Below are 21,914 nucleotides of genomic sequence, written 5' to 3' on the forward strand. Positions count from 1 at the left end.
TGAACAAGCGTAGTAGGTGATTACTCAGGAAGCAAGGGGTTAGTCGATCCCGAGCGCCTTGCGCAGACGAGCCACGTGACCGGTGGCCTTCACGTTGTACTGAGCCAGGGCCACGGTGCCATCCGGGGCAACAACGACGGTGGAGCGGATGATACCGACGTACGTGCGACCGTAGTTCTTCTTCTCCCCCCACGCACCGTAGGCCTCGAGGACCTCGTGATCGGGGTCGGAAGCCAGCGGGAAGGTCAAAGATTGCTTCTCCGCAAAGCGTTCAAGAGCAGCCATCGAGTCGGCAGACACGCCGATAACGGAGTAGCCAGCACCGGTCAGGGAGGCCAGGGAATCACGGAAGTCGCAGGCTTCCTTCGTGCAACCGGGCGTGGATGCCTTCGGGTAGAAATAGACAACGACACCCCGCGGGGAAGCGGCGAGGAGATCCGACAGGGACAGCGTCCCCTGGGTGGTGTCGACGGTAAAATCGGGGGCCTGCTGGCCGATGTCCAAAGTGCTCATGCCCCTCAGTCTATGAGGGTCGCTCCCCCACTGCGAGGGGGGCGATGCCGGTGCGCGAGATGGGACTCGAACCCACACGTCAAAGACACTGGAACCTAAATCCAGCGCGTCTGCCAATTCCGCCACTCGCGCGCGCACCCAAGTCTAACCGATGGGAGCCGCCACGTCCGAACACAATATGACGAGGCATCCTACCGCCACAGGGTGGTGTCCCTCATACGCGTGGCGGGTAGGGCGTGTACGCCTGGGTGGACGACCTGTCAAGAAGGAACAGCACGGTCCGGGAAGCGCCTGCGCGCAGCACGACTCAGCGCGCGGTGGCGTTGATCGTGCCTTCGCCGAGGACGCGCGTCCTCCTGTAGACGACCATCGACTGGCCCCGCGCCACGCCGCGCGCGCTTGCTTCGAGGACAACGCTGATGGTTCCGGCCTGCTCATCCCGTATCAACGACGCGACGGGAACGGGCGTGCCGTGCGCGCGCAGCTGCACAAAGAGGTCGGTGGCATCGGAGCCGTCGTCGTCGGAGGCGAGCCAGACGGCGTCCGTCGCTTCAATACGGGAGATGGACAGAAGCTCGGAGGCACCGACGACGACTTGGTTAGTCTCGGGCCTGGTCTCGAGGACGTAGCGGGGGCGACCGTCGGGTGCGGGCGCGCCGATGCCCAGGCCTTTGCGCTGTCCGACCGTGTAGTTCCAATAGCCTTCGTGGCGACCCAGGACCTCGCCGTCGGGGGTAACGATGTCGCCCTCGGCAGCGCCCAGGTGGGAGCGCAGAAAGCCCTGCGTGTCGCCGTCGGGGATGAAGCAGATGTCGTAGGAGTCCGGCTTGTTGGACACGCCCAGGCCCAGGCGTTCGGCCTCGGAGCGCACCCACGCCTTGTTGGGGGCGTCCCCCAGCGGCAGGACGACGCGGGTCAGTTCCTCGGCCCCCATGACGGCTAGCACGTAGGACTGGTCTTTGAGGGTGTCAGCTCCGCGGTGCAGTTCGGGTCCTGCCTCCCCGTCCACGATGGCGGCGTAGTGGCCGGTGCACACTGCGTCGAAGCCGAGTGCTCGGGCGCGGCTGGCCAGCTCGCGGAACTTCACGAACTCGTTACAGCGCACGCAGGGGTTGGGGGTGCGCCCAACCCGGTACTGCTCGACGAAGTCAGTGATGACGGTCTGCTCGAATTCCTGGGCGAGGTCCCACACATAGAAGGGGATGCCAATGATCTCAGCGGCGCGCGCGGCGTCTCCCGCGTCCTCGATGGAGCAGCAGCCGCGCGAGCCGATGCGGCACTCCTGCGGCTGGGAGGACAGGGCCATGTGGACGCCGACGACGTCGTGCCCAGCCTCGACGGCCTTCGCTGCGGCGACGGCGGAGTCCACGCCGCCCGACAGTGCTGCCAGAACTCGCATTTAGCGTTCCTCGTTTCGTTCGTTGCGCACGTGGGAGACGCCGTCCAGGGCGGCTCCCGCGCGGATCGCGGCGGGCAGGGCGGCCAGGAAGGCGTCGATGTCGGCGACGGTCGTCTCGTGTCCCAGAGAGATGCGCAGGACGCCGAGGGCTTCCTCCTCGCTGCGTCCCATCGCCATGACGATGTCGGAGGGGCGCGTCACTCCCGCGTGGCATGCGGACCCGGCGGACACGGCGATGCCGGCCATGTCGAAGGCCATGAGGACGGCCTCGGGGCGGGCGGTTGGCAGGGACAGGTGGATGATCGCGCTCGACGAGGCCGACTCCCCCACCGTCGGATACGTGCCGTCCGGCAGGTGGCTCAGCAGGTGGGCGCGAAGGGATGCCGCGCGCTCGGCGAAAGCGGTGCGTTCGGAAACGGCCTCGGTGAGGGCGGCGGCGAGCGCGCAGGCACCCGCGACGTCGGGCGTGCCCGAGCGGATCGAACGCTCATGACCGCCGCCGGGACGGTCGGTCGCCATGGGGATGCCACGCCGGGCGAGAAGGACGCCAATGCCGGCGGGCGCGCCGACCTTGTGCCCGCCCACGCTCATGAGGTCAAGGCCAAGCTCTGCGAAAGAAACATCCAGAGTCGGGATCGCCTGAGCAGCATCAGAATGCGCGAGGCCTCCGCTGGCGTGGACGAGGGCAGCGAAGTCGGCGACCGGCTGGATCGTACCGATCTCGGAGGACACGAGGGTCATGGATCCGAGCGCGAGGCGTCCGTCCCAGGACGCGGGCGCACTGGCGCCCTCAGTCGCTGGCAGCACCGACAGGCCACCCGCGTCGACGGGCAAAACCCCCCACTCGAAGCCCTCGCGCGACGCGACCTCTCGCTGGTGGGCGACCGCGTCATGCTCGAGGCCGGAGACGACGATGAGGTCGCGAGCACTCTCGCGGCGACGCACACCTCGGGCGGCGGCCATCACGCCGAGAGCGTCGGATTCAGTGGCACCGGAGGTGAAGATGACCTCGTGGATGTCGGCACCGAGTGCAGCTGCGACCTGCTCGCGCGCGTCGCCCAGCATGCGACGGGCCCGCCGCCCTCCAAAGTGGAGGGCGGCGGGGTTGCCGGGGGTGGCGGCCAGGTCACGCTGGGCGCGGGTCCACGCCTCGAGGGCGCACTCGCGCAGCGGCGTCGTGGCCGCGTGGTCGAGGTAGACGCTCACGCCTGGGCGCGCGCCTCCTCGATGATTGCCAAGGCAGCCGGGACCACCTCGGTCACGTCGCCGACCACGCCGAAGTCCGCGATCTCGAAGATCGGGGCATCCGGGTCATCGCACACGGCGACGATGTGGGCGGCCGACTGCATACCGACCGTGTGGTGAATGGCACCGGAGACACCCAGGCCGATGTAGAGATTCGGCGTGACGGTCAGGCCCGTCTGCCCGATCTGCTCAGCTCGCGGAGCCCAGCCCTCGTCACAGGCAACACGGGTCGCGCCCACGGCACCACCCAGGGCGTCGGCGAGGGAATGAACCAGCTCGAAGTCGCCGTCCACGCCGCGGCCACCGCACACGACGGTGGAGGCATCGGCCAGGGACACGCCTTCCTCCTCGTCGGCCACGCTGGAGACAACCTCAATCACGGACGCCTCGGCGCTCAGCTCAACAGCGAGGGGCTCGGGGGTCAGGGATGCGGGCGAGGCCACCGGTGCCTCGTCGATAATGCCCGAGGAGATACCCACGATGGGGGTCTGTCCCTCGAGGACGATGCCCATCGACCAGGAACCACCCAGGGCGGTCTTGCCGACCTGGAGGACGCCACCGTCGAAAGACACGGAGGAGGCACCGGAGACGACGCCAGCCTCGGTGAGGGCGGCGACGCGGCCAGCGATCTCGCGACCGCGGTAGTCCGAGGACACCAGCACCAGGCCGTAGGAGTCGGTGCCCAGAGCGGCGATGACCGCGTCGGAGGCGACAACAGAGGAGTGACCCGCAGCACCCAGATCGGCGTGCAGGACGCGGGTGGCACCCAGCTCTGCCAGGGCAGCCGTATCGGGGACGGAGGCGACGGACAGCGCGACCACGTCGCCGGAGGTCAGCGACGCCGCGAGCGTCACCGCCTGGCGCGCCAGGGACGTCAGGCGGGACCCGGCCTGGTCGGCCAGGACGAGGATCGGGGAATGCATCTGCTGCGTCATGTCACTTCACCACCGAAAGAATGTAGTCAGCCAGCGCGCGACCGCCCTCGCCGGCGTCCTGAATGATCGTGCCGGAGCCGTCGCGCACGTTCTCCTCGCTGAAGGTCACGGAGGTGAGCGCGCGGCGCAGGACCAGGTCCTGCCCGCCGGGAACCTCGACGAGGTCGTCAATACCCCACTGGTCCAGGGGCTTCTTGCGGGCCGCCTTCATCGCGGCGAAGGCCGGGTAGCGCGGCTCGTTGATCTGGTCGGTCACGGAGACCACGGCTGGCAGGGCCGCGCGCAGCGTCTCGGTGAAACCGTCGACGGAGCGCTCAATCGTCACGGTGCCGTCTTCGACGCTCATCGAGCGGGCCAGGCCCAGCAGCGGCATGTGGGCTTTGGCGGCCAGGGCACCGGGCAGCATGGAGGTCATTGCGTCCAGCGAGGCCATGCCGGTGATGACCAGGTCGACGGGGCCGCACTCGTCAGCGATCTTCGCGATGGCGACGGAGAGCACGGACGCCGTCGTGATGACGTCGGAACCCTCGAGGAACTCGTCGGAAACGATGTAGGCGCGGTCAGCACCCATCTGCAGGGCGCGCATGAGCGCATCTTCGGCGTCCTCAGGCCCCATGGTCAGGGCAACGACCTCGGCCTCGCGGCCCGTATCCTCTTCTGCTTCCTTCAGCTGCACGGCGGCCTCGATGGCGTTTTCGTCCAGCTCGTTGAGCACATCGTCCTCACCGCGCACCAGGCGGCCGCCCTCAAAACGGCGTTCGGACTGCATGTCCGGGACATGCTTCACACACACGACAATTCTCATGCCTTCTAGCGTGCCACATTCCGCGCCCCCCGCCCATATGAAGGTCACCTCACCGGCGCATGCCACAGTCCGAGCCCCTCACCCGGAGTAGATGGACCTCAGTCGCGCGTGCGCCTCGTCATAGGCCTTTCTTCCCATCAATCCGACCGGCATGTGAGTGGTCCCGTATGATAGGAGGAGGCTATATCCACGACGTAACGGCTTGACCAGCCGTTCACCAGGAAGAGGCACAATTGTATGTCCGAGCGATCCGGCTCGTCCCACGCTCCCACAAGGCGCGTCACTGAACCTAACCCGCTGCCCACGCGCTTGGGCGTTCACCCATCGGGTGACGGCCTCGACGTCGCGGTGATCGCACGCGGTGCTTCCTCCGTGGATATGTGCATCTTTGACGAGGCTGGGGCTGAGACACGCTTCGCCCTCCTGGGTCCGAAGACGGGCGTCTGGCACGGCCACATCCCCGGATACGGCGCGGGCACGCGCTATGGCTTCCGTGCACACGGTACGTGGGACCCGGACAGCGGAAAATTCTTCAACTCCCACAAGCTCCTGCTGGACCCCTACGGTCGAGGCGTGGACGGCGTCGTGGACCTGAAGCCGGCGGTGTACGCGCACTGCGTAGACGACGACCTGTACCCGTCGGAGTACCCGATGCGCCGCTCTCCCCTCGACTCCGCACCGCACATGCCGCGCTCGGTCGTGGTCGAATCCTCGTTCCCGATCATTCCTCAGCCCCGCATGCCCTGGGAAACCACGGTGATCTACGAGATCCACGTCAAGGGCTTCACGAAGAACATGCCGGGAGTGCCCGAGCCGCTGCGCGGGACCTACGCTGGCCTCGCCCACCCCGCCTCCGTGTCCTACCTGAAGGACCTGGGCATCACCGCCGTTGAGCTGCTGCCGATCCACGCCAAGTGCGACGAACCCTTCCTCACCGAACGAGGCCTCACGAACTACTGGGGATACTCGACGCTCTCCTTCTTCGCCCCCGAGCCCTCCTACGCGACCGCCGAATCGCGTGCCCGCGGAGCCCAGGCAGTCGTCGACGAGTTCCGCGGCATGGTCTCCCTGCTGCATCAGGCGGGCATCGAGGTCATCCTCGACGTCGTCTACAACCACACGTGCGAGGGCGGAGACGCCGGCCCGTCGCTGTCGTGGCGCGGCCTGGACTCCGACATGTACTACCGCCATACGACCTCGCGCCCCATCCAGACCATCGACGTGACCGGCACCGGCAACACGATGAACATGGACCACCCCAAGACCATCCAGATGGTCCTGGACTCCCTGCGCTACTGGGTGCGCGACATGGGCGTGGATGGATTCCGTTTCGACCTGGCCGCCACGCTGGGCCGGTTCTCCACCGGCTTTAGCCCGATGCACCCGCTCCTCATCGCGATGGCAACGGACGACATCCTCACCCACACGAAGCTCATCGCCGAACCGTGGGATGTGGGTCCCGGCGGCTGGCAGACCGGCAACTTCCCGGTGCCCTTCTCCGAGTGGAACGACCACTACCGCGGTGCCCTGCGTAACTTCTGGCTCGCGGACGTGCGCGCCCAGGCCTCGGGCCACATCGTCTCGGGCCCCAACGACCTGGCGACCCGCCTGTCCGGCTCCCAGGACGTCTTCGAGCACGGCCTCGGTCGGCTGCGCGGACCTCGCGCGTCGATCAACTTCGTGACCGCTCACGACGGCTTCACGCTCGCCGACCTGACGGCCTACGACCGCAAGCACAACAAGGACAATCTCGAGAACAACCGCGACGGCTCCGATGACAACCGCTCGTGGAACCACGGCCTCGAAGGAACGCTCGCGTCGGGCGCGACCCACCCGGACGCCGCCACCCCCTACGCGATCCTCGCCAACATGCCGATCGCGCGCCTGCGCGCCCGCTCGCAGCGCAACATCCTGGCGACCATGTTCGTCTCCTCAGGCACGCCGATGCTCACGGGCGGCGACGAGTTCGGGCGCACCCAGAACGGCAACAACAACGCCTACTGCCAAGACAGCCCGATCTCGTGGGTCGACTGGGATCTGGCCGAAGGACAACAAGCGCAGATCGACGCCGTCTCCTGGCTGATCGCCCTGCGTAAGGCGCACCCGGTGCTGCGCCCCGACAGCTTCGCGACCGGCCACCCCTACGGCGGCGACTCGCTCCCCGACCTGTCGTGGTACACCGCCCAGGGCACCCGCATGCCGGATTACGGCTGGACGGATTCGCGCCACCGCACGTTCCAGATGCTGCGCTCGGGCGTCAAATGGGGCGACCGCGACGCTCTCATCATCATCAACGCGAACCTCGACGACGCGCAAGTGACACTGCCCGAGGGCCACGACCTGGACTGGCTCATCGCCTACTCCACCGTGTGGGAAACCCCCGCGGACGGCGGCGTCAGCTCCTCGCTCGACCCGAATGAACTCTCCATTGAAGTCGAGCACGTCATGCCTCGTACCACGCTGACGATTGAGGCTTTGTCCGTGACGATCCTGCTCTCCGACATCGCGTTTCAGCCCGAACACTGACGCGCCCCGACTTTTCTTTCCCCCCTTCCACTCGTTAGGATCAACGCATGACTCGCAGTGAAGATGCCCTGGAAACCGCAACCTCTGATGCCTCGCTGGCCCGCTCGAAGGCCCGCAGCGCCGAGATCGATCTGGCGATCGACCAGGATCCGTCGCGTTTCCGCATCCTCACGGGTGACCGTCCGACCGGCCACCTGCACCTGGGCCACTACTTCGGCACCCTGCGCAACCGCGTGTTGCTGCAGAACCGCGGGGTTGAGACCTGGGTTCTGGTCGCCGACTACCAGGTGATCACCGACCGCGACGGCGTGGGACCGATCCGTGAGCGCGTCCTCGGCCTCGTCGCTGACTACCTGGCCGCGGGTATCGATCCGGAGCACTCCACGATCTTCAACCACTCGGCAGTCCCGGCCCTCAATCAGCTGATGCTGCCCTTCCTCTCGCTCGTCACCGAGTCGGAGTTGCACCGCAACCCGACCGTGAAGGCCGAGCTGGAGGCCACCGAGGGCCGCGCGATGACGGGCCTCATGCTCACCTACCCGGTCCACCAGGCCGCCGACATCCTGTTCTGCAAGGCCAACATTGTGCCCGTGGGCCAGGACCAGCTCCCCCACCTGGAGCAGGCTCGCCTCATCGCCCAGCGCTTCGACAAGCGTTACGGCCGCGCCACTCCCGAGCGTCCCGTGTTCCCACGCCCGGAGGCCCTCCTGTCCGAGGTCCCGCTGCTGCTGGGCACGGACGGCCAGAAGATGTCGAAGTCGCGCGGCAACACCATCGAGCTGCGCATGACCGCCGACGAGACCGCGAAGATCCTGAAGAAGGCAAAGACGGACGCCGAGCGCCGTATCACCTTCGATCCCGCTGGCCGCCCCGAGGTCTCCAATCTCCTCATGCTGGCATCCCTGGCTACGGGCGATGCGCCCGAAGTGATCGCGGACCGTATCGGCGACGCGGGCGCGGGCACCCTGAAGGCCCTCGTCACCGAGTCCCTCAACGAGATGCTTGCTCCCCTGCGCGAGCGCCGCGCCGAGCTCATCGCAAACGAGGACTACCTGCTGTCCATCCTGCACGCCGGCAACGAGCGCGCCAACGAACAGGCTGATCAAACCCTGTCTGAGGTCCGCACCGCGATGCAGATGAACTATTAATCCCACGCACAACTCTCCTTAGGAGGCACCATGGCATACAACCAGTTCCCTGAGCACCCCGACGATTCCATCGGCGGCTGGATGCTCACCCTCTTCCTGATGGGTCTTCCTCTGGTCGGCTTCGTCTACCTGCTGGTGCTTGCGCTCGGCTCCGGCGGCTCCCCCGCCAAGCGGAACTTCGCGCGCGCCGCACTCATCTGGCAGATTATCTGCGGACTCGTGGCGGTTCTTTTCTTCGTTCTCTTCGGCGCAGCGATCATGGCGTCGCTCCCGGACTCGAGCATGTAACGTCGAGGCGCACGGCAAGCGTCCTTGTGGGGGCGGCATCCGAATCACTCGGGTGCCGCCCTGATTTATTGGCGACTCGCACGACACTCTGAGCACGCACAACACACCTAGGAGATCGGTCACATCCCGGGGTGTGATCTTCGCCTATGCGCAGGTCGGTCCATAGGTTAGGGTTGGACATGTGAGCGAGAAACTGTTGCCCCGTATCCCGATCATCGAAGTGTTCCCCGTCATCGAGGACGGAACGCTTCCCGCTAAGGCGACCGAAGGCGAACCTTTCCCCATTCGTGCAACCGTGTTCCGCGAAGGACACGACGCATTCGCCGCCGAGGCCGTCCTTCTGCGCCCGGACGGAGGTGAATACTCCCGTACCCGCATGGTCGATATTGCCCCCGGCCTGGACCGTTACGAGGCCTGGGTGGCCCCCGACGCTCCCGGCGCGTGGTCGTTCCGCGTGGATTCCTGGTCGGACCCCTACTCCACCTGGCGTCACGACGCAGCCGTCAAGGTCGGCGCCGGTGTCGACGTCGAGCTGATGCTGGAGGAGGGCGCGCGCCTCATGGAACGCGCTGCCGCCGGCAACGCCTTCCATAACCCGAGTCAGCGTCCCCCGTCGGACGCTGACATCGAGGCCCTGCATGACGCCGCGCGTCGCCTGCGCGACAGCTCGCATTCCCCCCAGCAGCGTCTGTCCGCCGGTATCTCTTCACGCATCCGCCTGGTCTTCCGCGACCACCCGCTGCGGGATCTGCTTGATTCCTCCCGCGTCTACCCGCTCGACGTGGCCCGTACCAAGGCCCTCGCCGGCGCGTGGTACGAGATTTTCCCACGCTCGGCGGGTGCCTACCAGAACCCCGACGGCTCCTGGGTGTCCGGCACGCTTGCGAATGCCGCCGAGGACCTGCCACGCATCGCCGACATGGGCTTCGACGTTGTCTACCTGACGCCGATCCACCCGATTGGCACGACGTTCCGTAAGGGCAAGAACAACTCCCTGATCGCAGCCCCCGGTGACCCAGGTTCCCCCTATGGGATCGGCGCGCCCGAGGGAGGGCACGACGCCATCCACCCGGATCTGGGTACCTTCGATGACTTCGACCGTTTCGTCGAACGCGCCCGAGGCCTGGGCATGGAGGTGGCGCTCGACCTAGCCCTCCAGTGCTCCCCCGACCACCCGTGGGTCACCGAGCACCCCGAGTGGTTCACGACGCGCGCCGATGGCACGATCGCGTACGCGGAGAACCCCCCGAAGAAGTATCAGGACATCTATCCGTTGAACTTCGACAACGACCCGGAGGGCATCTACCAGGCGGTGCGTGACGTCATCGAACTGTGGATCAACCACGGCGTGACGATCTTCCGCGTCGACAACCCGCACACGAAGCCAATCCCCTTCTGGGAGCGCCTGCTCGCCGACATCAAGGCGCAGTACCCGGGCACGCTCTTCCTGGCCGAGGCCTTCACGCGCCCTGCCATGATGCGCACCCTTGGCGCAATCGGCTTCGACCAGTCCTACACCTACTTCGCGTGGAGGACGTACAAGCAGGAGATCGAGGAGTACTTGGTGCAGATCTCCCAGGAGACCGCGCACCTCATGCGCCCTGCTTTCTGGCCGACCACGCACGATATCCTCACCCCGCAGATGTGGGACGGCGGCACTGCGATCTTCGCAATCCGCGCCATGCTCGCCGCGCTGGGTGCGCCCACGTGGGGCATTTACTCGGGTTACGAGTTCGTCGAAAACGTACCGCGTGGTGCCTTCCAGGAACCCAACGACAACGAGAAGTACGAGTACCGTCCGCGTCACTGGGAGGACGCCGAGCCGATCGGCATCTCTCGCTTGTTTACGCTGCTCAACGCCGCGCGCGCCAAGCACCCGGCACTGCGTCAGCTACACCAGATCCGCATCCACCCGACCTCCTCGGATCGTCTCATCGCGTTCTCGCGTCAGGTGCCCGGCAAGTTCACTGAAGACGGCAACCCGGATACCGTCATCTGCGTGATCTCGCTGGATCCGCACGAGGGCGTCGACGGTGCGGTCTACCTGGACCTGGAGGAGATGGGCCTGGCCACGCCGGGCGGCCACATCACCGTCGTCGACGAACTCGATGGGCACTCCTACGTGTGGGGTTCGTCTAACTGGGTGGAGCTGTCCCCCGTGACGCGCCTTGGCCACGTCTTCAAGGTCGAACCCGCCCATTCCTCGCCCTGGTCGCAGGCCTAACGTCGCTGCTCCCGCTCGGTGTGGCCACCCACCTACACCGAGCGGGCGCACTCCGTCAAAATCGACCACCTGATTGAGACCCGGCTCCCATTTTTGCTGGGCAAACGATAGACTATAAACACGACAGTGAACTAAGCAGTTCACACCATCTGGAGTAAGGACAATCCATGAGCTGCGAACTAACGCCGATTCAGGTCAATGACGACATTCTCGACGCCGTTGCCTCAGGCTCTTACTATTCGCCGCACTCTGTGCTCGGCGCTCATCTGGGTGAGGCTGGTGTCACCGTCCGCACCATGGCTCGCCTGGCCGACGCGGTCGACATCATCACACCGACCGGTGCTTACGCTGCCACCCATGAGCGTGGCGGCATTTGGGTCGCGGTTCTGCCCGGCAAGGAGATCCCCCCTTACCGCGTGTCCGTCACCTACGGCGACGACACCACCGTTCGCGACGACCCCTACCGTTACCTGCCGACCCTGGGCGAGATGGACACCTACCTCATCTCTGAGGGCCGCCATGAGAATCTGTGGCACGTCCTCGGTGCCCATGTGAAGACCTACACTGACGAGCTGGGCGAAACCACCGGTACTGCCTTCGCCGTGTGGGCCCCCAACGCGCGCGCCGTGCGCGTCGTCGGCGAGTTCAACTTCTGGGACGGCGTGGCTACCTCCATGCGGTCGCTGGGTTCCTCCGGCATCTGGGAGATTTTCGTCCCCGGCGTCGGCGTCGGCATGCGCTACAAGTTCGAGATCCAGGGTCCCGGCGGCAACTGGTTCCAGAAGGCCGACCCGCTGGCTCGCGCCACGGAGATTCCCCCGGCCACGGCCTCGGTCGTCACCGACTACTTCCACGAGTGGACCGACGACGAGTGGATGTCTACCCGCAAGGACCGCAACCCTCACTCCGGCCCCATGTCCATCTACGAGGTCCACGCGGGTTCGTGGCGTCAGGGCCTGGGCTACCGCGAGCTGGCCGACGAGCTGGTCCCCTACGTCAAGCAGATGGGCTTCACGCACGTGGAGTTCATGCCGCTGGCTGAGCACCCCTTCGGTGGTTCCTGGGGCTACCAGGTGACCTCCTACTACGCTCCCACCTCACGCTACGGCACGCCGGATGACTTCCGTTACCTGGTGGATGCCTTCCACCGCGCGGGCATCGGCGTCATCCTGGACTGGGTGCCCGCCCACTTCCCGAAGGATGACTTCGCCCTGGCGCGCTTCGATGGCACCCCACTGTATGAGGATCCGGACCCGCTGCGCGGCGAGCACCCCGACTGGGGCACCTACGTCTTCAACTTCGGCCGCCGCGAGGTGCGCAACTTCCTGGTTGCCAACGCCCTGTACTGGCTTGAGGACTTCCACGTCGACGGTCTGCGCGTTGACGCTGTGGCCTCGATGCTGTACCTGGATTACTCGCGCAAGGACGGCCAGTGGCGTCCTAACCAGTACGGTGGCCGCGAGAACCTGGAGGCCATCGACTTCATTCAGGAAGCGAACGCGACCGCGTACCGTCGTCACCCCGGCATCGTCATGATCGCCGAGGAGTCCACGGCGTGGCCCGGCGTGACTGCCCCGACGTCCGGCGGTGGCCTCGGCTACGGCATGAAGTGGAATATGGGCTGGATGAACGACACTCTGCGCTACCTCAGTGAGGATCCAGTCAACCGCCGCTGGCACCACGGCGAGCTTACCTTCTCTCTGGTGTACGCCTTCTCCGAGAACTACGTGCTCCCGCTGTCGCACGACGAGGTCGTGCACGGTAAGGGTTCGCTGATTTCGAAGATGCCCGGCGACAAGTGGCAGCGTCTGGCTGGTCTGCGTTCCCTGTACGCCTACCAGTGGAGTCACCCCGGCAAGCAGCTCCTCTTCATGGGCCAGGAGATCGGCCAGGAGCAGGAGTGGAACGAGTCCTACTCCCTCGACTGGTGGCTGCTGGATCAGGAGGGCCACGCCGGTGTCGCTGCGCTGGTGGAGCGCCTCAACAAGATTTACGCGAACTCCCCCGCAATGTGGGACGACGACTACACGGGCTTCGAGTGGATCGATGCCTCAGACGGCGATCACAACCTGATCTCCTACCTGCGTAAGGGTACTGACGCCGACGGCAACCGTGAGGTCGTCGTGTGCGTCTCGAACTTCGCTGGTAACCCGCACGAGGGCTACCGCGTGGGCCTGCCGTTCGGCGGCGAGTGGGTCGAGATCCTGAACACGGACGCCGAGGAGTTCGGCGGATCCGGCGTGGTCAACGTCGGCACGATCATCGCGGAGGACACCCCGTGGAACGGGCGCCCGGTCTCCGCTCAGCTGCGCGTGCCGCCGCTGGGTGCCTTGTGGCTGGTGCCCGCCTCCCAGGCGCGCTGATCGAGCATTCCTCGAGACACGGACGAGGCCGGGGCAGGGATTCCTGCTCCGGCCTCGTTCGTTGCGTGCTTGGTGCGCGTATCTCAAGGCGCGCGTCGGTATCACATGAGGAGCATCGCCAGGCGCGTACGCGCGGACGGGGTTTAGAAGCCTGCCCTCCCCCGGTCTATCTGCCCCTGTAGCTTGATGAGTTCGCTTCTGATCTCCGGGTCGGACTCTCGGTCGATCTTCTTTGTCAGTTCGTTGTGCGTGGAATGCCATCCGTACCACACGACAACTACAACGAAGACGGTAGCGATAATGAACCACTTCACCGAAGTTACCCCCTCGAGCCATAGCCCAACCAAGCCAGGCATTGCGCAATCTGGTAATCCTCATGAGGATGATTCCAGTTGTTCTGGCATGTCCACTGATTGGGGTACCAGTCGACGCAGTGTCCACTCTCCGAGTAGTAGACGCAGTACTTCAGAATGCTACGAGGCGAAGCAGTATGCACCGAAGCACTCGCCGACACGACAACACCCATCATGCCCACGACAAGACAAACACCGACGAAGGGACGCATTTTCATATCAACTATCCCCCTTCGAACCTCGTTGTCACTTTTACTTTAACAAGATATTCTATAAGGTGTCAAGAAGCTTTCATGACATATCCTCGAAACTTGACACCTTTCTCTCTCACATCACCTAATTTCTATACAAGACATCATCCAAACCCACTTGCCAGTCACTTGACCCTACTTCACATTCATGCATATCCCAGAGTCACACACCACTCACTGCGATAGCCTGCCAGACCCTATGTCAAGAGAACGTTCATAGTCTTGTTCATATTTTCACGTCCTTTCGCTGAGTCAGGTATCGCTCATGCGACGATTCCCCCTCTCACTACAGCCGCGCGTGCCGCCGCTGGGTGCCTTGTGGCTGGTGCCTACCTCCCAGGCGCGCTGATTAAGCGTTCCTCGAGACACGGACGAGGCCGGGGCAGGGATTCCTGCTCCGGCCTCGTCCGTTGCGTGCTTGGCGCGCGTATCTCAGGCGCGCGTCGGTATCACATGAGGAGCATCGCCAGGCGCGTACGTGCCTTGGAAACCTCGGGGGACGAGCCTGCGACACGGAAGAGGTCGAGGAGCCGCAGGCGCAACGCGTCACGTTCCTCAGCGTCCGTGGTGGCGGCAAGGAGTTCGAGGAGCACATCGAAAGCTCCGGCTGCGTCACCTGCCGCGAAGAGTGCATCAGCGCGAGAGGCCGGGTCGTCAGCGTTCTGCTCGCCATAGGCACGCGCAGCGAAACGCACGCGGGACAGGTGAGACTTCGCATCCTCGTCGCGCGGGTTCAGCTCGACGACGCGCTCCCACAGGGTGATCGCCTCATCGAGGTTGCCGGCCTCCTCCGCGGCCAGCGGTGCCTCATGCTCGGGGGGAATGGGCGCGGCGGTATCCTCAGCTGCAACCGCGATGCGCGCGGTGATGCCCATCTGCGCCGAAGCCTCGAGCAACTGAGAGACGACCGGGAGGACCTGCTCCTTGGACGCGCCACCCTGGAAGAGCGGCACCGGGCGACCGCCGACGAGAGCAACGACCGTGGGAACGGTCTGGATCTGGAAGGCCTGAGCAATGGCAGGAGCCTTGTCAATATCCACCTCAACGAGCTGGAAGGCACCCGCATGCTCGCGCGTGATCTCCTCAAGCATGGCCAGCGCGGGCTTCGATTCAAGCGAGCGCGGCGACCACATGACCATGATGACCGGCACGGCCTGGGAGGTGGACATGACGTCCTGGAAGTTCTCCTCATCCGTCGTGGTAATCAGCGGGATGTGCAGCCCCTCCCCCGAGGGCGCGGCCGCGTCCTCGGCTGCGGGTGCGCTCGCGCGTGCCGACAGGTCAACGGCCCCGTGTGAATCGGCGGGAATCACGGTCGCTTCAGGGGCACCGATGCGGGGGTCAGGCGTGTTCATAGTGGTCCTCTCGAGAACGCGTAGCTATCCTCAAACGATGATAAGCGCCGTCCCCACGCCAATCGGCGTGGGGACGACGTGTGCGCTATGGGTGAAACTCAGCCCGGACTGTTGGACGGATCCAGCGCGACCTTGGTGATCGCTCGCTCGCCACCGACGATCTGCACGTTTCCGCCCGCCTTCTGCGAGGGGATACGCATAATGATCGTCGCGATGCAGTCGGCGGTCGCGGTACCTTCCACCTTCGTCCCGCTGGGACTGAGTGCGGCGGTATTTCCGGCGAGGTTCATCGTCGAACCGGCAACCGTACGCTGATAGGTCAGCGTGTACTTGACGTTCGCTGCGACCAGAGCCGAGCCATCCTGCAGGACCAAGCCCGAGATCGGGTAGCTCGTCGCGCTGGCCGCCATGGTCACGGATCCGGCGCTGCTCACCGACGAATTGAGGTCGCTCACCTGCTGCAGCGTCTGCTTGGTGAAGTCGTCGGCCACGAACTGCGTCGTATCCTGGGTGCCGGAGTTCAGCATCGTGATGTACTGCGCAAGAGCGGTGTCGGGGGTAACCGTGAAGCCCTGCGAGTCTCCGGTGACGTATGCCGATCCAGTACCGACAGACGGCAGGGTCAGATGCGTGCCGCCGAGCAGGCGCGCATAGTTCGTGAGCTTGTAGTCCGAACGCGCAGAGTCCTGCACATAGACCTCAAGGACGGGCAGCGCCGTCGAGGACGTATCAGAGATATTAAAAATCGCGCGCGGCCACGAATCCGAGTTCGTGATGGCCAGCGACGTCGGTTCGAAGTCCAAAGGCGGCAACGCCTGGCCGTTCGCGTTCGCCAGCGCGTACTGCGCGGTACGCATCTCCAGTGCACCCTTGGTCACCTGATCGCCGAGGTCGGCAGCGTTCAGCGAAGCGTCAGCCGTCGCCATCACGCCGCCAACCGTCTCGAGCACGGACGAAATGCGCTCGTGGTCCAGGTTCGCGGCGCTCTGCGCGGAGCTACTGCCCGACTGGGCGACAAGCTCACTCGAGCAGGCACTCATGCCGAGCGCAGAAGTCATGAGCAGGGCGGCGGTAGCAGCCGCGAGGGTCCGTCTTTTCATCACTGTCCTTCCTGACGGTCCTTGAGCCAGCCGGACATAATCGAGGTCCAGCCTCCGGTCGCCGACGCGTCATCGTCAGGAGCGGACGTGGGTGCAGGCGGGGGGGCCTGCACCTCGGTGGTACGCGGGCGCGTGACCGGAATCAGACCGGTGTTGAATTCCTGGCCGTCCACGACGACGACCTCTTCACCGTTGTTGCGCGCCTCACGCAGAGCGCGCCGCGAGGGCAGGTTACGGCCTCCGCGGATGCCCGACAGGTCGATGACACCGGTATCCGTCGTCGCGCGCTCCGGGGGATCCACGTCGAAGGGGCCGGCGTCGAGACCGTGTCGGCCGCGGCGCTCGAAGGTGTCCATCATCGGATCCGGTACATAGTCGGGTGCGGACAGGGCGCTGATATCCGGGGCGGGGACACCAACAATGGACGCGCGGACGATGGACTTATCCCTCGTCGAGCGTAGCGGAAGAGGTTCACGGACTGCGTTGTCCCGAGCGGGCAGTTCGTCGCGTGTCCTCTCCGAGGCAGGGGCTCGGCCGGTTGAAGACGCGAAGGCGGCAGCGCCCCACGCTGGAGCAGCCTGTTGCTGGGTACTATCCTCGATCTCCTCGTACTGAGCATCCTCGGATGTGTATGCCACGGCCTCGTCATCGTCAGCGACGACGGGTTCGTCTGCGGCGGTCTCATCGACGGCGGGTTCCGCAGCGGGGGGCGGCGCGAGCGGGGGCTCCGAGACAGCGGGGGCGTGGGCAGCGCGGGAACCAGACTCGCGGGCGGCGGCAACCATCTCAGCCACCTCAGCCGCGTCGATCGTGGAGGTGTCCAGGGTGTCGGCCTTGCGGCGCTCCTCAATGCGCTGTGCGCGGATCTTACGCAGGCGCAGCAGCTGCCAGCGCGTCAGGAAGAGAGCAAAGGCCAGGAGGGCGAAGAACGCAGCAGTCAGGAATGCGATGATCGCCAGCAGGTTCACCTGCTCGACCTGCCACGTCAGCGTGAACGTCAGATCACCGGGGCCACCCGCGGAGGCAGCGACAGCCGACCGCCCGCTGGGAACGTTTTCGAGATCGAGGGAGACACTACCCGTGCCGCTCTCCTGCTTGAACCACATGGGCGACTTCGCCAGCTGATCGGCCAGCTGCGCTGAGGTCGGGTCATCAAGGGGCTGTGCACCGGACTGCACAGCATTCTGAGCGTTCGGGTTCACCATGCCGGTTCCGTTCGCGGCATGCGATTCCGCCTTCAGCTTGGTGCGATCAGCCTCGACGCCGATGACCTCGGTGTAGGCTGCATTGCCGATCCAGCCCTTCGCGTCCTGCGAGGTGCCGATCACGAGCGTGACGGGGGCACCCGACTTCGACGTGGCGGTCACCGTGACGTCATCCTTGACGATCGACAACACATTGTCACGCGTCATGATCAGGTCCGTCGCGGATTCCACCGTTGAGACCTGCTGCGCCGGCGGCCGTAGCACGGTCACGCCGAGCAGCCCAATAAGGATGCATACGAGTGCGACAGCGCCCATCGACGATGCCGCCACGTATCGCTTTAAGAGTTCCACGGTAGCTCCTCAGATCCAACGCCCACACTGCGGGCATTCTTCAGCCCCCACTTTACGTGCAAACCCAGTGAACAGGCGCATTCGCAGGCGAGGCAGTGATACATCACATTTCATTTCACAGGGGTCGAAGCCCACGCCGCCAGCATTCGGAGTGCCAATGCCGACGGCCCTCAACACCCTGCGGCAAACCGAAGGGGGCTTCCTCGGGCCACGCCACAACATGCGGCGTTCCCCTCGGGATGGGACGCAGGCACGCGGGGCAGGTGTATTCCTTGACCGCACTGGGCAGACGACGAACCTGGTAGTCGCCTCCGTCCGGGCCTCGCTCCGTGCGCGGCACGGAGGCGAGGCGGTCCATCTGGAGTGGACGCGCCTCGCCCCACGGCCGTTTCTTGCTTCGTTTACCTCTCACGCAACCACAGTGCCACGGCGGAACACGCGGCGCACGTTCAGCTCCTTGTCGACCTCGACAATGTCAGCCTTCTTTCCGGGCGAGAGCATGCCCACGGTGTCGTCGCCTAGGATGGCTGCCCCCTGCGCCGACGCCATGTAGACCGCGTCCACGAGCGGGATACCGCCCTTCGTCACGGCCACGCGGACGCAGTCCAGGAGGTGAGCGGTGCCTCCTGCAATCGCATTGCCCTGCGCCAGGCGGGCAACCCCGTCCTTGACGACGACATCCTGCGGACCCAGCGTGTACGCGCCATCAGCCATACCAGCCGCCGCCATCGCGTCGGTAATAAAGACGACGTGATCGCGACCCACCATTTCGTAGACGTCTCGCACGAGCGTTGGATCGACGTGGATCGAGTCGCAAATCAGCTCGGCGACAGCACCTCCCCGCGCCGCATCCGAGAGGAACTCGGCGATGGGGCCAGTGTCGCGGTGGTGCAGCGGGCGCATGCCGTTAAAGAGGTGCGTGATCGTCGCGCGAGGTCCGCGCTTGGTCTGCACCTGAGCGAAGCGCTCGCGCGAGTAGGCCAGTGCCTCACGTGCCTTCGTCGAATTGGAGTCGGTGTGTCCCCACGAGGGCAGCGCTCCTCCATCAATGAGCGCTTCGGCAACGGAGCCGGCCCCATAGGCGTTCGGTTTCTCGGGGGCAAGGGTCATCGACAGGGCGTACCCCTGGCAGTCCTCCAGAAGAGTGCGGGTCAGATCAGCGTCAGGATCGATGATGTACGTCGGATCCTGAGCACCGCAGCGCTCATGGGAGACGAAGGGACCCTCGAAGTGGATGCCGGCGATCTCGCCAGCGGCGGCGAGCTGAGCGAGCGTCTTGGCACGGGCGCGCAACACCTCGGCAGACGCAGTCACGCACGAGGCAACGAGGGTCGTTGTGCCGTGGCGGCGGTGTTCCTTGACGGCGACGAGCGCTGCCTCGGCTGTCTCGGCGTTCGGGAAGGACTCGCCGCCCCCGCCGTGGCAATGCACATCGACGAGGCCGGGCAGGAATGTCGAATCGGTGGCCTCGGGAAGCTCACCGTCATAGTCGGATACGGGGCAGACACGGGTAATAGTCGAGCCGTCAATCTCGATAATTCCGTCATCAACAATCGAGTTTTCGAGAACCAGGCGGCCACGCAGCACAGAATCAGTCATGACCTTCATTGTGGCACACCTGACACTCAAGCGCTGTCACTTCGACATCCAATTCTCCCAGTCCTTCATGAGCGCACGAGCCTCCTGCGCATGCGCCTCTCCCCCGTCTGCGAACGAAAGAACTCCACCCGGCGCGCGCACCGCGACAACACGCCCACCCGACACCACGATAGGCCGAAACATACCGTTCTTCGCCGGACAAATGAGCCTCTCCCCGGCCTCGTCCGTCAGACAGGTTCGATCCCTGTACCCCACATGCAACTCATCGAAGGCTGGCAGCGCGAAAGTTCCCCCGGCCTCGTCCCTGCCTGACGCCACCAGGTCCTCCAGGTCAGCGCGAGCAACTGCATCGCCGCGCCTCGACAGCCTCATCCCAGCCGTTTCTGCTACCTCGAGGGCACCCCCTAACGCACGCCGTGCCTCGGTGAGTGTCAGCCCAGTCCACCTGGCCAGGTCAGCCGCATCGATGGGGCCGTGCCCCCACGCGTAACGCGCCGCAAGCAGGGCCAGCGCCTCCTCGTGCCCAGCCTCCCCCTTCGCAACACCTGGGGCCTGCGGGAGCGAGCGCGCGTCGATCAACAGATGCTCCCCCGCCCGCACTGGACCCGAGGTGAGAAAACCATCGAGGTGCAGGCGCATCATGAGATGACGGCGTCGCAGGCCAGCCTCGGAGGAGGCTGAAGAGATTACCTCGATCCCAGCGCCCTGCCACGCCTCGATCAGCTCCGCGCGACTCACACCCTGCGGCGCGGTCTCCAGCACGGCATACGAGGCGGCCGCCGCCCGTTCAACGACCGCGTCGACGAGGCCCAGCTCGATCGCCCTACGCTCCCACGACGCACGACGATGGCGCAGCACACGTCGCAGCCAGTGGTGGTCTCGAGCACTCGTGACGTGCACCGTGCCGCGCATCGGCCAGGAACGAACCAACTCGCCGCGCGCAAACGCCTCCTCAACCTGGGCGCGAGTCAAACCCGGGCAGCGAACCCCAATCGCCCAGGGAATAGCACTCACCAATTGGCCTTGAAGCGCGAGCAAAGACTCGACCGCCTCCACCGGGCTGTGCGCACAGGTCGCGCTCACCAACCCCTGAGAAACGATGCGCGACAAGCTCGCATGCAGGTCAGCGGGCATCAGAACAGACGCGACTCGGGGTCGTCAAAGCCGCGCATCGCATCGTAGTCCAGGACCACGCAGCGAATACCGCGGTCCTCGGCGAGCGTGCGAGCCTGCTTCGTAATCTCCTGTGCCGCAAAAATCCCCGTGACGTCGCCGAGGAGGGCATCTCGGCCGAGAAGAGACAGGTAACGGGTCAACTGCTCGACGCCATCGATGCCACCGCGGCGCTTCACTTCAATCGCCACGTACGCTCCATCCGCGTCACGCACCATCAGGTCAACGGGACCCACCGGTGTGGGGTACTCCCGGCGCACCAGCTCCCACCCCTCACCCAGAATCTGAGGAACCTGCTCGGCGAGGAGCTCCTGCAGGTGAGCCTCCACGCCGTCCTTCACGAGGCCGGGGTCCACTCCCAGATCCTCCGTGACGTCGGCAATGACGTCGTGGATGCGGATGACCAGCTTGTCATCCGTCTTGTCGGCCTGAACCGTCCACACCTGCTCCACGCCTTCCTCACCCTCCCCCGGCTCACCGAAGGAGACTGTGCACGGAGCCGTCATCCAGTTGAGAGGCTTGTACGAACCTCCCTCGGAGTGAATGAGCACAGAGCCGTCACCCTTGAGCATGATGACGCGCTTAGCAGGGTCCAGGTGGGCGCTCAGTCGACCGGAATAATCAACGGTGCAGGTAGCAATAACAATACGCACCCCGTGAGCTTACCAATCCCGGTCACGGGCGGCGCGGAGGACCGGACTCAACCCAGGAGACCAATCCGTTATACGTCAAGCGTTCCACGGCGACCTCGTAACGATGCTCACCATAGGCCAGGCGCACCTCGACCATGGCACCATCGTCCGAGTGGGAGATCGGAGCGGACACTTCCATGCCGCGACGAGGAATCGAATACACCGGCTTCAGGGACATAGCCACCAGGCGATACCACTGCAGTTCTTCGACGCCATAGACGCCGATCCCGGCCGTCCACCCCGCATGGTGGTCCGGGCGCGACCAACAGCGAAACGCGCCCAGACGCGCAGCGATCCTGCGGGCGCGCACATTCATGTACGCCCACAGGATCACCGCCGCGCACGCGAGGAGAACCACTACCGCGATCAAAACATGTATCAGGCTCATC

General features: G+C 65.2%; 19 protein-coding genes and 1 tRNA gene. 5 read left to right on the forward strand and 15 right to left on the reverse strand.

Annotation, left to right across the window (positions count from 1 at the left end; genetic code table 11):
- Positions 1-39: 39 nt before the first annotated feature.
- The 6 genes from O3932_RS02335 to O3932_RS02360 all read right to left on the reverse strand — a co-directional run bounded on the left by O3932_RS02335 (position 40) and on the right by O3932_RS02360 (position 4,897).
- On the reverse strand, positions 40-513 hold the full coding sequence (locus O3932_RS02335) for a peroxiredoxin (RefSeq protein ID WP_034505413.1): 474 nt from the start codon (positions 511-513) through the stop codon (positions 40-42).
- 51 nt (positions 514-564) lie between these two features.
- Positions 565-645 (reverse strand) — tRNA-Leu (locus O3932_RS02340).
- A 175-nt stretch (positions 646-820) separates the two neighbouring features.
- The gene (gene mnmA / locus O3932_RS02345) at positions 821-1,912 is read right to left on the reverse strand and encodes a tRNA 2-thiouridine(34) synthase MnmA (protein WP_314736646.1); all 1,092 of its coding nucleotides are present in this window, start codon (positions 1,910-1,912) and stop codon (positions 821-823) included.
- Positions 1,913-3,118: a cysteine desulfurase family protein gene (locus tag O3932_RS02350; RefSeq protein WP_371535940.1), complete on the reverse strand. Its 1,206-nt coding sequence runs from the start codon at positions 3,116-3,118 to the stop codon at positions 1,913-1,915. It lies immediately after the preceding gene.
- Positions 3,115-4,092, reverse strand: a complete 978-nt coding sequence (locus tag O3932_RS02355; protein WP_299238811.1) for an electron transfer flavoprotein subunit alpha/FixB family protein — start codon at positions 4,090-4,092, stop codon at positions 3,115-3,117. The genes O3932_RS02350 and O3932_RS02355 overlap by 4 nt, the downstream gene beginning before the upstream one ends.
- A 1-nt stretch (position 4,093) precedes the next feature.
- Entirely contained in the window at positions 4,094-4,897 is an 804-nt protein-coding gene (locus O3932_RS02360; RefSeq protein WP_371535943.1) for an electron transfer flavoprotein beta subunit/FixA family protein, read from the reverse strand.
- Positions 4,898-5,134: 237 nt separating this feature from the next.
- On the opposite strand from O3932_RS02360, the gene glgX reads away from it, so the two are divergent.
- The 5 genes from glgX to glgB all read left to right on the forward strand — a co-directional run bounded on the left by glgX (position 5,135) and on the right by glgB (position 13,446).
- Positions 5,135-7,423 (forward strand): glycogen debranching protein GlgX, encoded by a 2,289-nt coding sequence (gene glgX / locus O3932_RS02365; protein WP_371535945.1) that lies wholly within the window; start codon positions 5,135-5,137, stop codon positions 7,421-7,423.
- 47 nt (positions 7,424-7,470) lie between these two features.
- A complete protein-coding gene (trpS, locus tag O3932_RS02370; RefSeq protein ID WP_296504574.1) occupies positions 7,471-8,571 on the forward strand; it encodes a tryptophan--tRNA ligase in 1,101 nt (366 codons plus the stop codon).
- Between the two features lie 30 nt (positions 8,572-8,601).
- Positions 8,602-8,859 (forward strand): hypothetical protein, encoded by a 258-nt coding sequence (locus O3932_RS02375; protein ID WP_296504576.1) that lies wholly within the window; start codon positions 8,602-8,604, stop codon positions 8,857-8,859.
- A gap of 181 nt (positions 8,860-9,040) precedes the next feature.
- Positions 9,041-11,083 carry a maltotransferase domain-containing protein gene (locus O3932_RS02380; protein WP_009648807.1) on the forward strand — a complete coding sequence of 681 codons (2,043 nt, stop codon included), beginning with the start codon at positions 9,041-9,043 and terminating at the stop codon, positions 11,081-11,083.
- A 167-nt stretch (positions 11,084-11,250) separates the two neighbouring features.
- On the forward strand, positions 11,251-13,446 hold the full coding sequence (gene glgB, locus O3932_RS02385) for a 1,4-alpha-glucan branching protein GlgB (RefSeq protein WP_371535948.1): 2,196 nt from the start codon (positions 11,251-11,253) through the stop codon (positions 13,444-13,446).
- A 143-nt stretch (positions 13,447-13,589) separates the two neighbouring features.
- On the opposite strand, the gene O3932_RS02390 is transcribed toward glgB, so the two are convergent.
- From O3932_RS02390 to O3932_RS02430, 9 genes are all read right to left on the reverse strand, one after another.
- Complete coding sequence (locus tag O3932_RS02390) at positions 13,590-13,802, reverse strand: cation transporter (RefSeq protein WP_366101629.1); 213 nt, start codon at positions 13,800-13,802, stop codon at positions 13,590-13,592.
- Positions 13,803-14,499: 697 nt separating this feature from the next.
- Complete coding sequence (locus tag O3932_RS02395) at positions 14,500-15,405, reverse strand: tetratricopeptide repeat protein (protein WP_371535951.1); 906 nt, start codon at positions 15,403-15,405, stop codon at positions 14,500-14,502.
- Between the two features lie 98 nt (positions 15,406-15,503).
- Entirely contained in the window at positions 15,504-16,505 is a 1,002-nt protein-coding gene (locus O3932_RS02400) for a hypothetical protein (RefSeq protein WP_009648784.1), read from the reverse strand.
- Complete coding sequence (locus O3932_RS02405) at positions 16,505-18,025, reverse strand: hypothetical protein (RefSeq protein ID WP_371536071.1); 1,521 nt, start codon at positions 18,023-18,025, stop codon at positions 16,505-16,507. Before O3932_RS02405 ends, O3932_RS02400 begins: the two co-directional genes overlap by 1 nt.
- Positions 18,026-18,176: 151 nt before the next feature.
- The gene (locus O3932_RS02410; RefSeq protein WP_009648821.1) at positions 18,177-18,419 is read right to left on the reverse strand and encodes a hypothetical protein; all 243 of its coding nucleotides are present in this window, start codon (positions 18,417-18,419) and stop codon (positions 18,177-18,179) included.
- A gap of 50 nt (positions 18,420-18,469) precedes the next feature.
- Positions 18,470-19,660, reverse strand: a complete 1,191-nt coding sequence (locus O3932_RS02415) for an N-acetylglucosamine-6-phosphate deacetylase (protein ID WP_371535954.1) — start codon at positions 19,658-19,660, stop codon at positions 18,470-18,472.
- Positions 19,661-19,696: 36 nt separating this feature from the next.
- Complete coding sequence (locus tag O3932_RS02420; protein ID WP_371535956.1) at positions 19,697-20,794, reverse strand: DNA glycosylase AlkZ-like family protein; 1,098 nt, start codon at positions 20,792-20,794, stop codon at positions 19,697-19,699.
- Positions 20,794-21,486 carry an endonuclease NucS gene (gene nucS / locus O3932_RS02425; RefSeq protein WP_009648791.1) on the reverse strand — a complete coding sequence of 231 codons (693 nt, stop codon included), beginning with the start codon at positions 21,484-21,486 and terminating at the stop codon, positions 20,794-20,796. Before nucS ends, O3932_RS02420 begins: the two co-directional genes overlap by 1 nt.
- A gap of 22 nt (positions 21,487-21,508) precedes the next feature.
- Positions 21,509-21,913, reverse strand: a complete 405-nt coding sequence (locus O3932_RS02430; protein WP_009648814.1) for a DUF2550 family protein — start codon at positions 21,911-21,913, stop codon at positions 21,509-21,511.
- Between the last annotated feature and the right edge of the window lies 1 nt (position 21,914).

Origin of the sequence: Pauljensenia sp. 20925_1_25 (genome assembly GCF_041433955.1) — a bacterium.
Taxonomy (GTDB): Bacteria; Actinomycetota; Actinomycetes; order Actinomycetales; family Actinomycetaceae; genus Pauljensenia.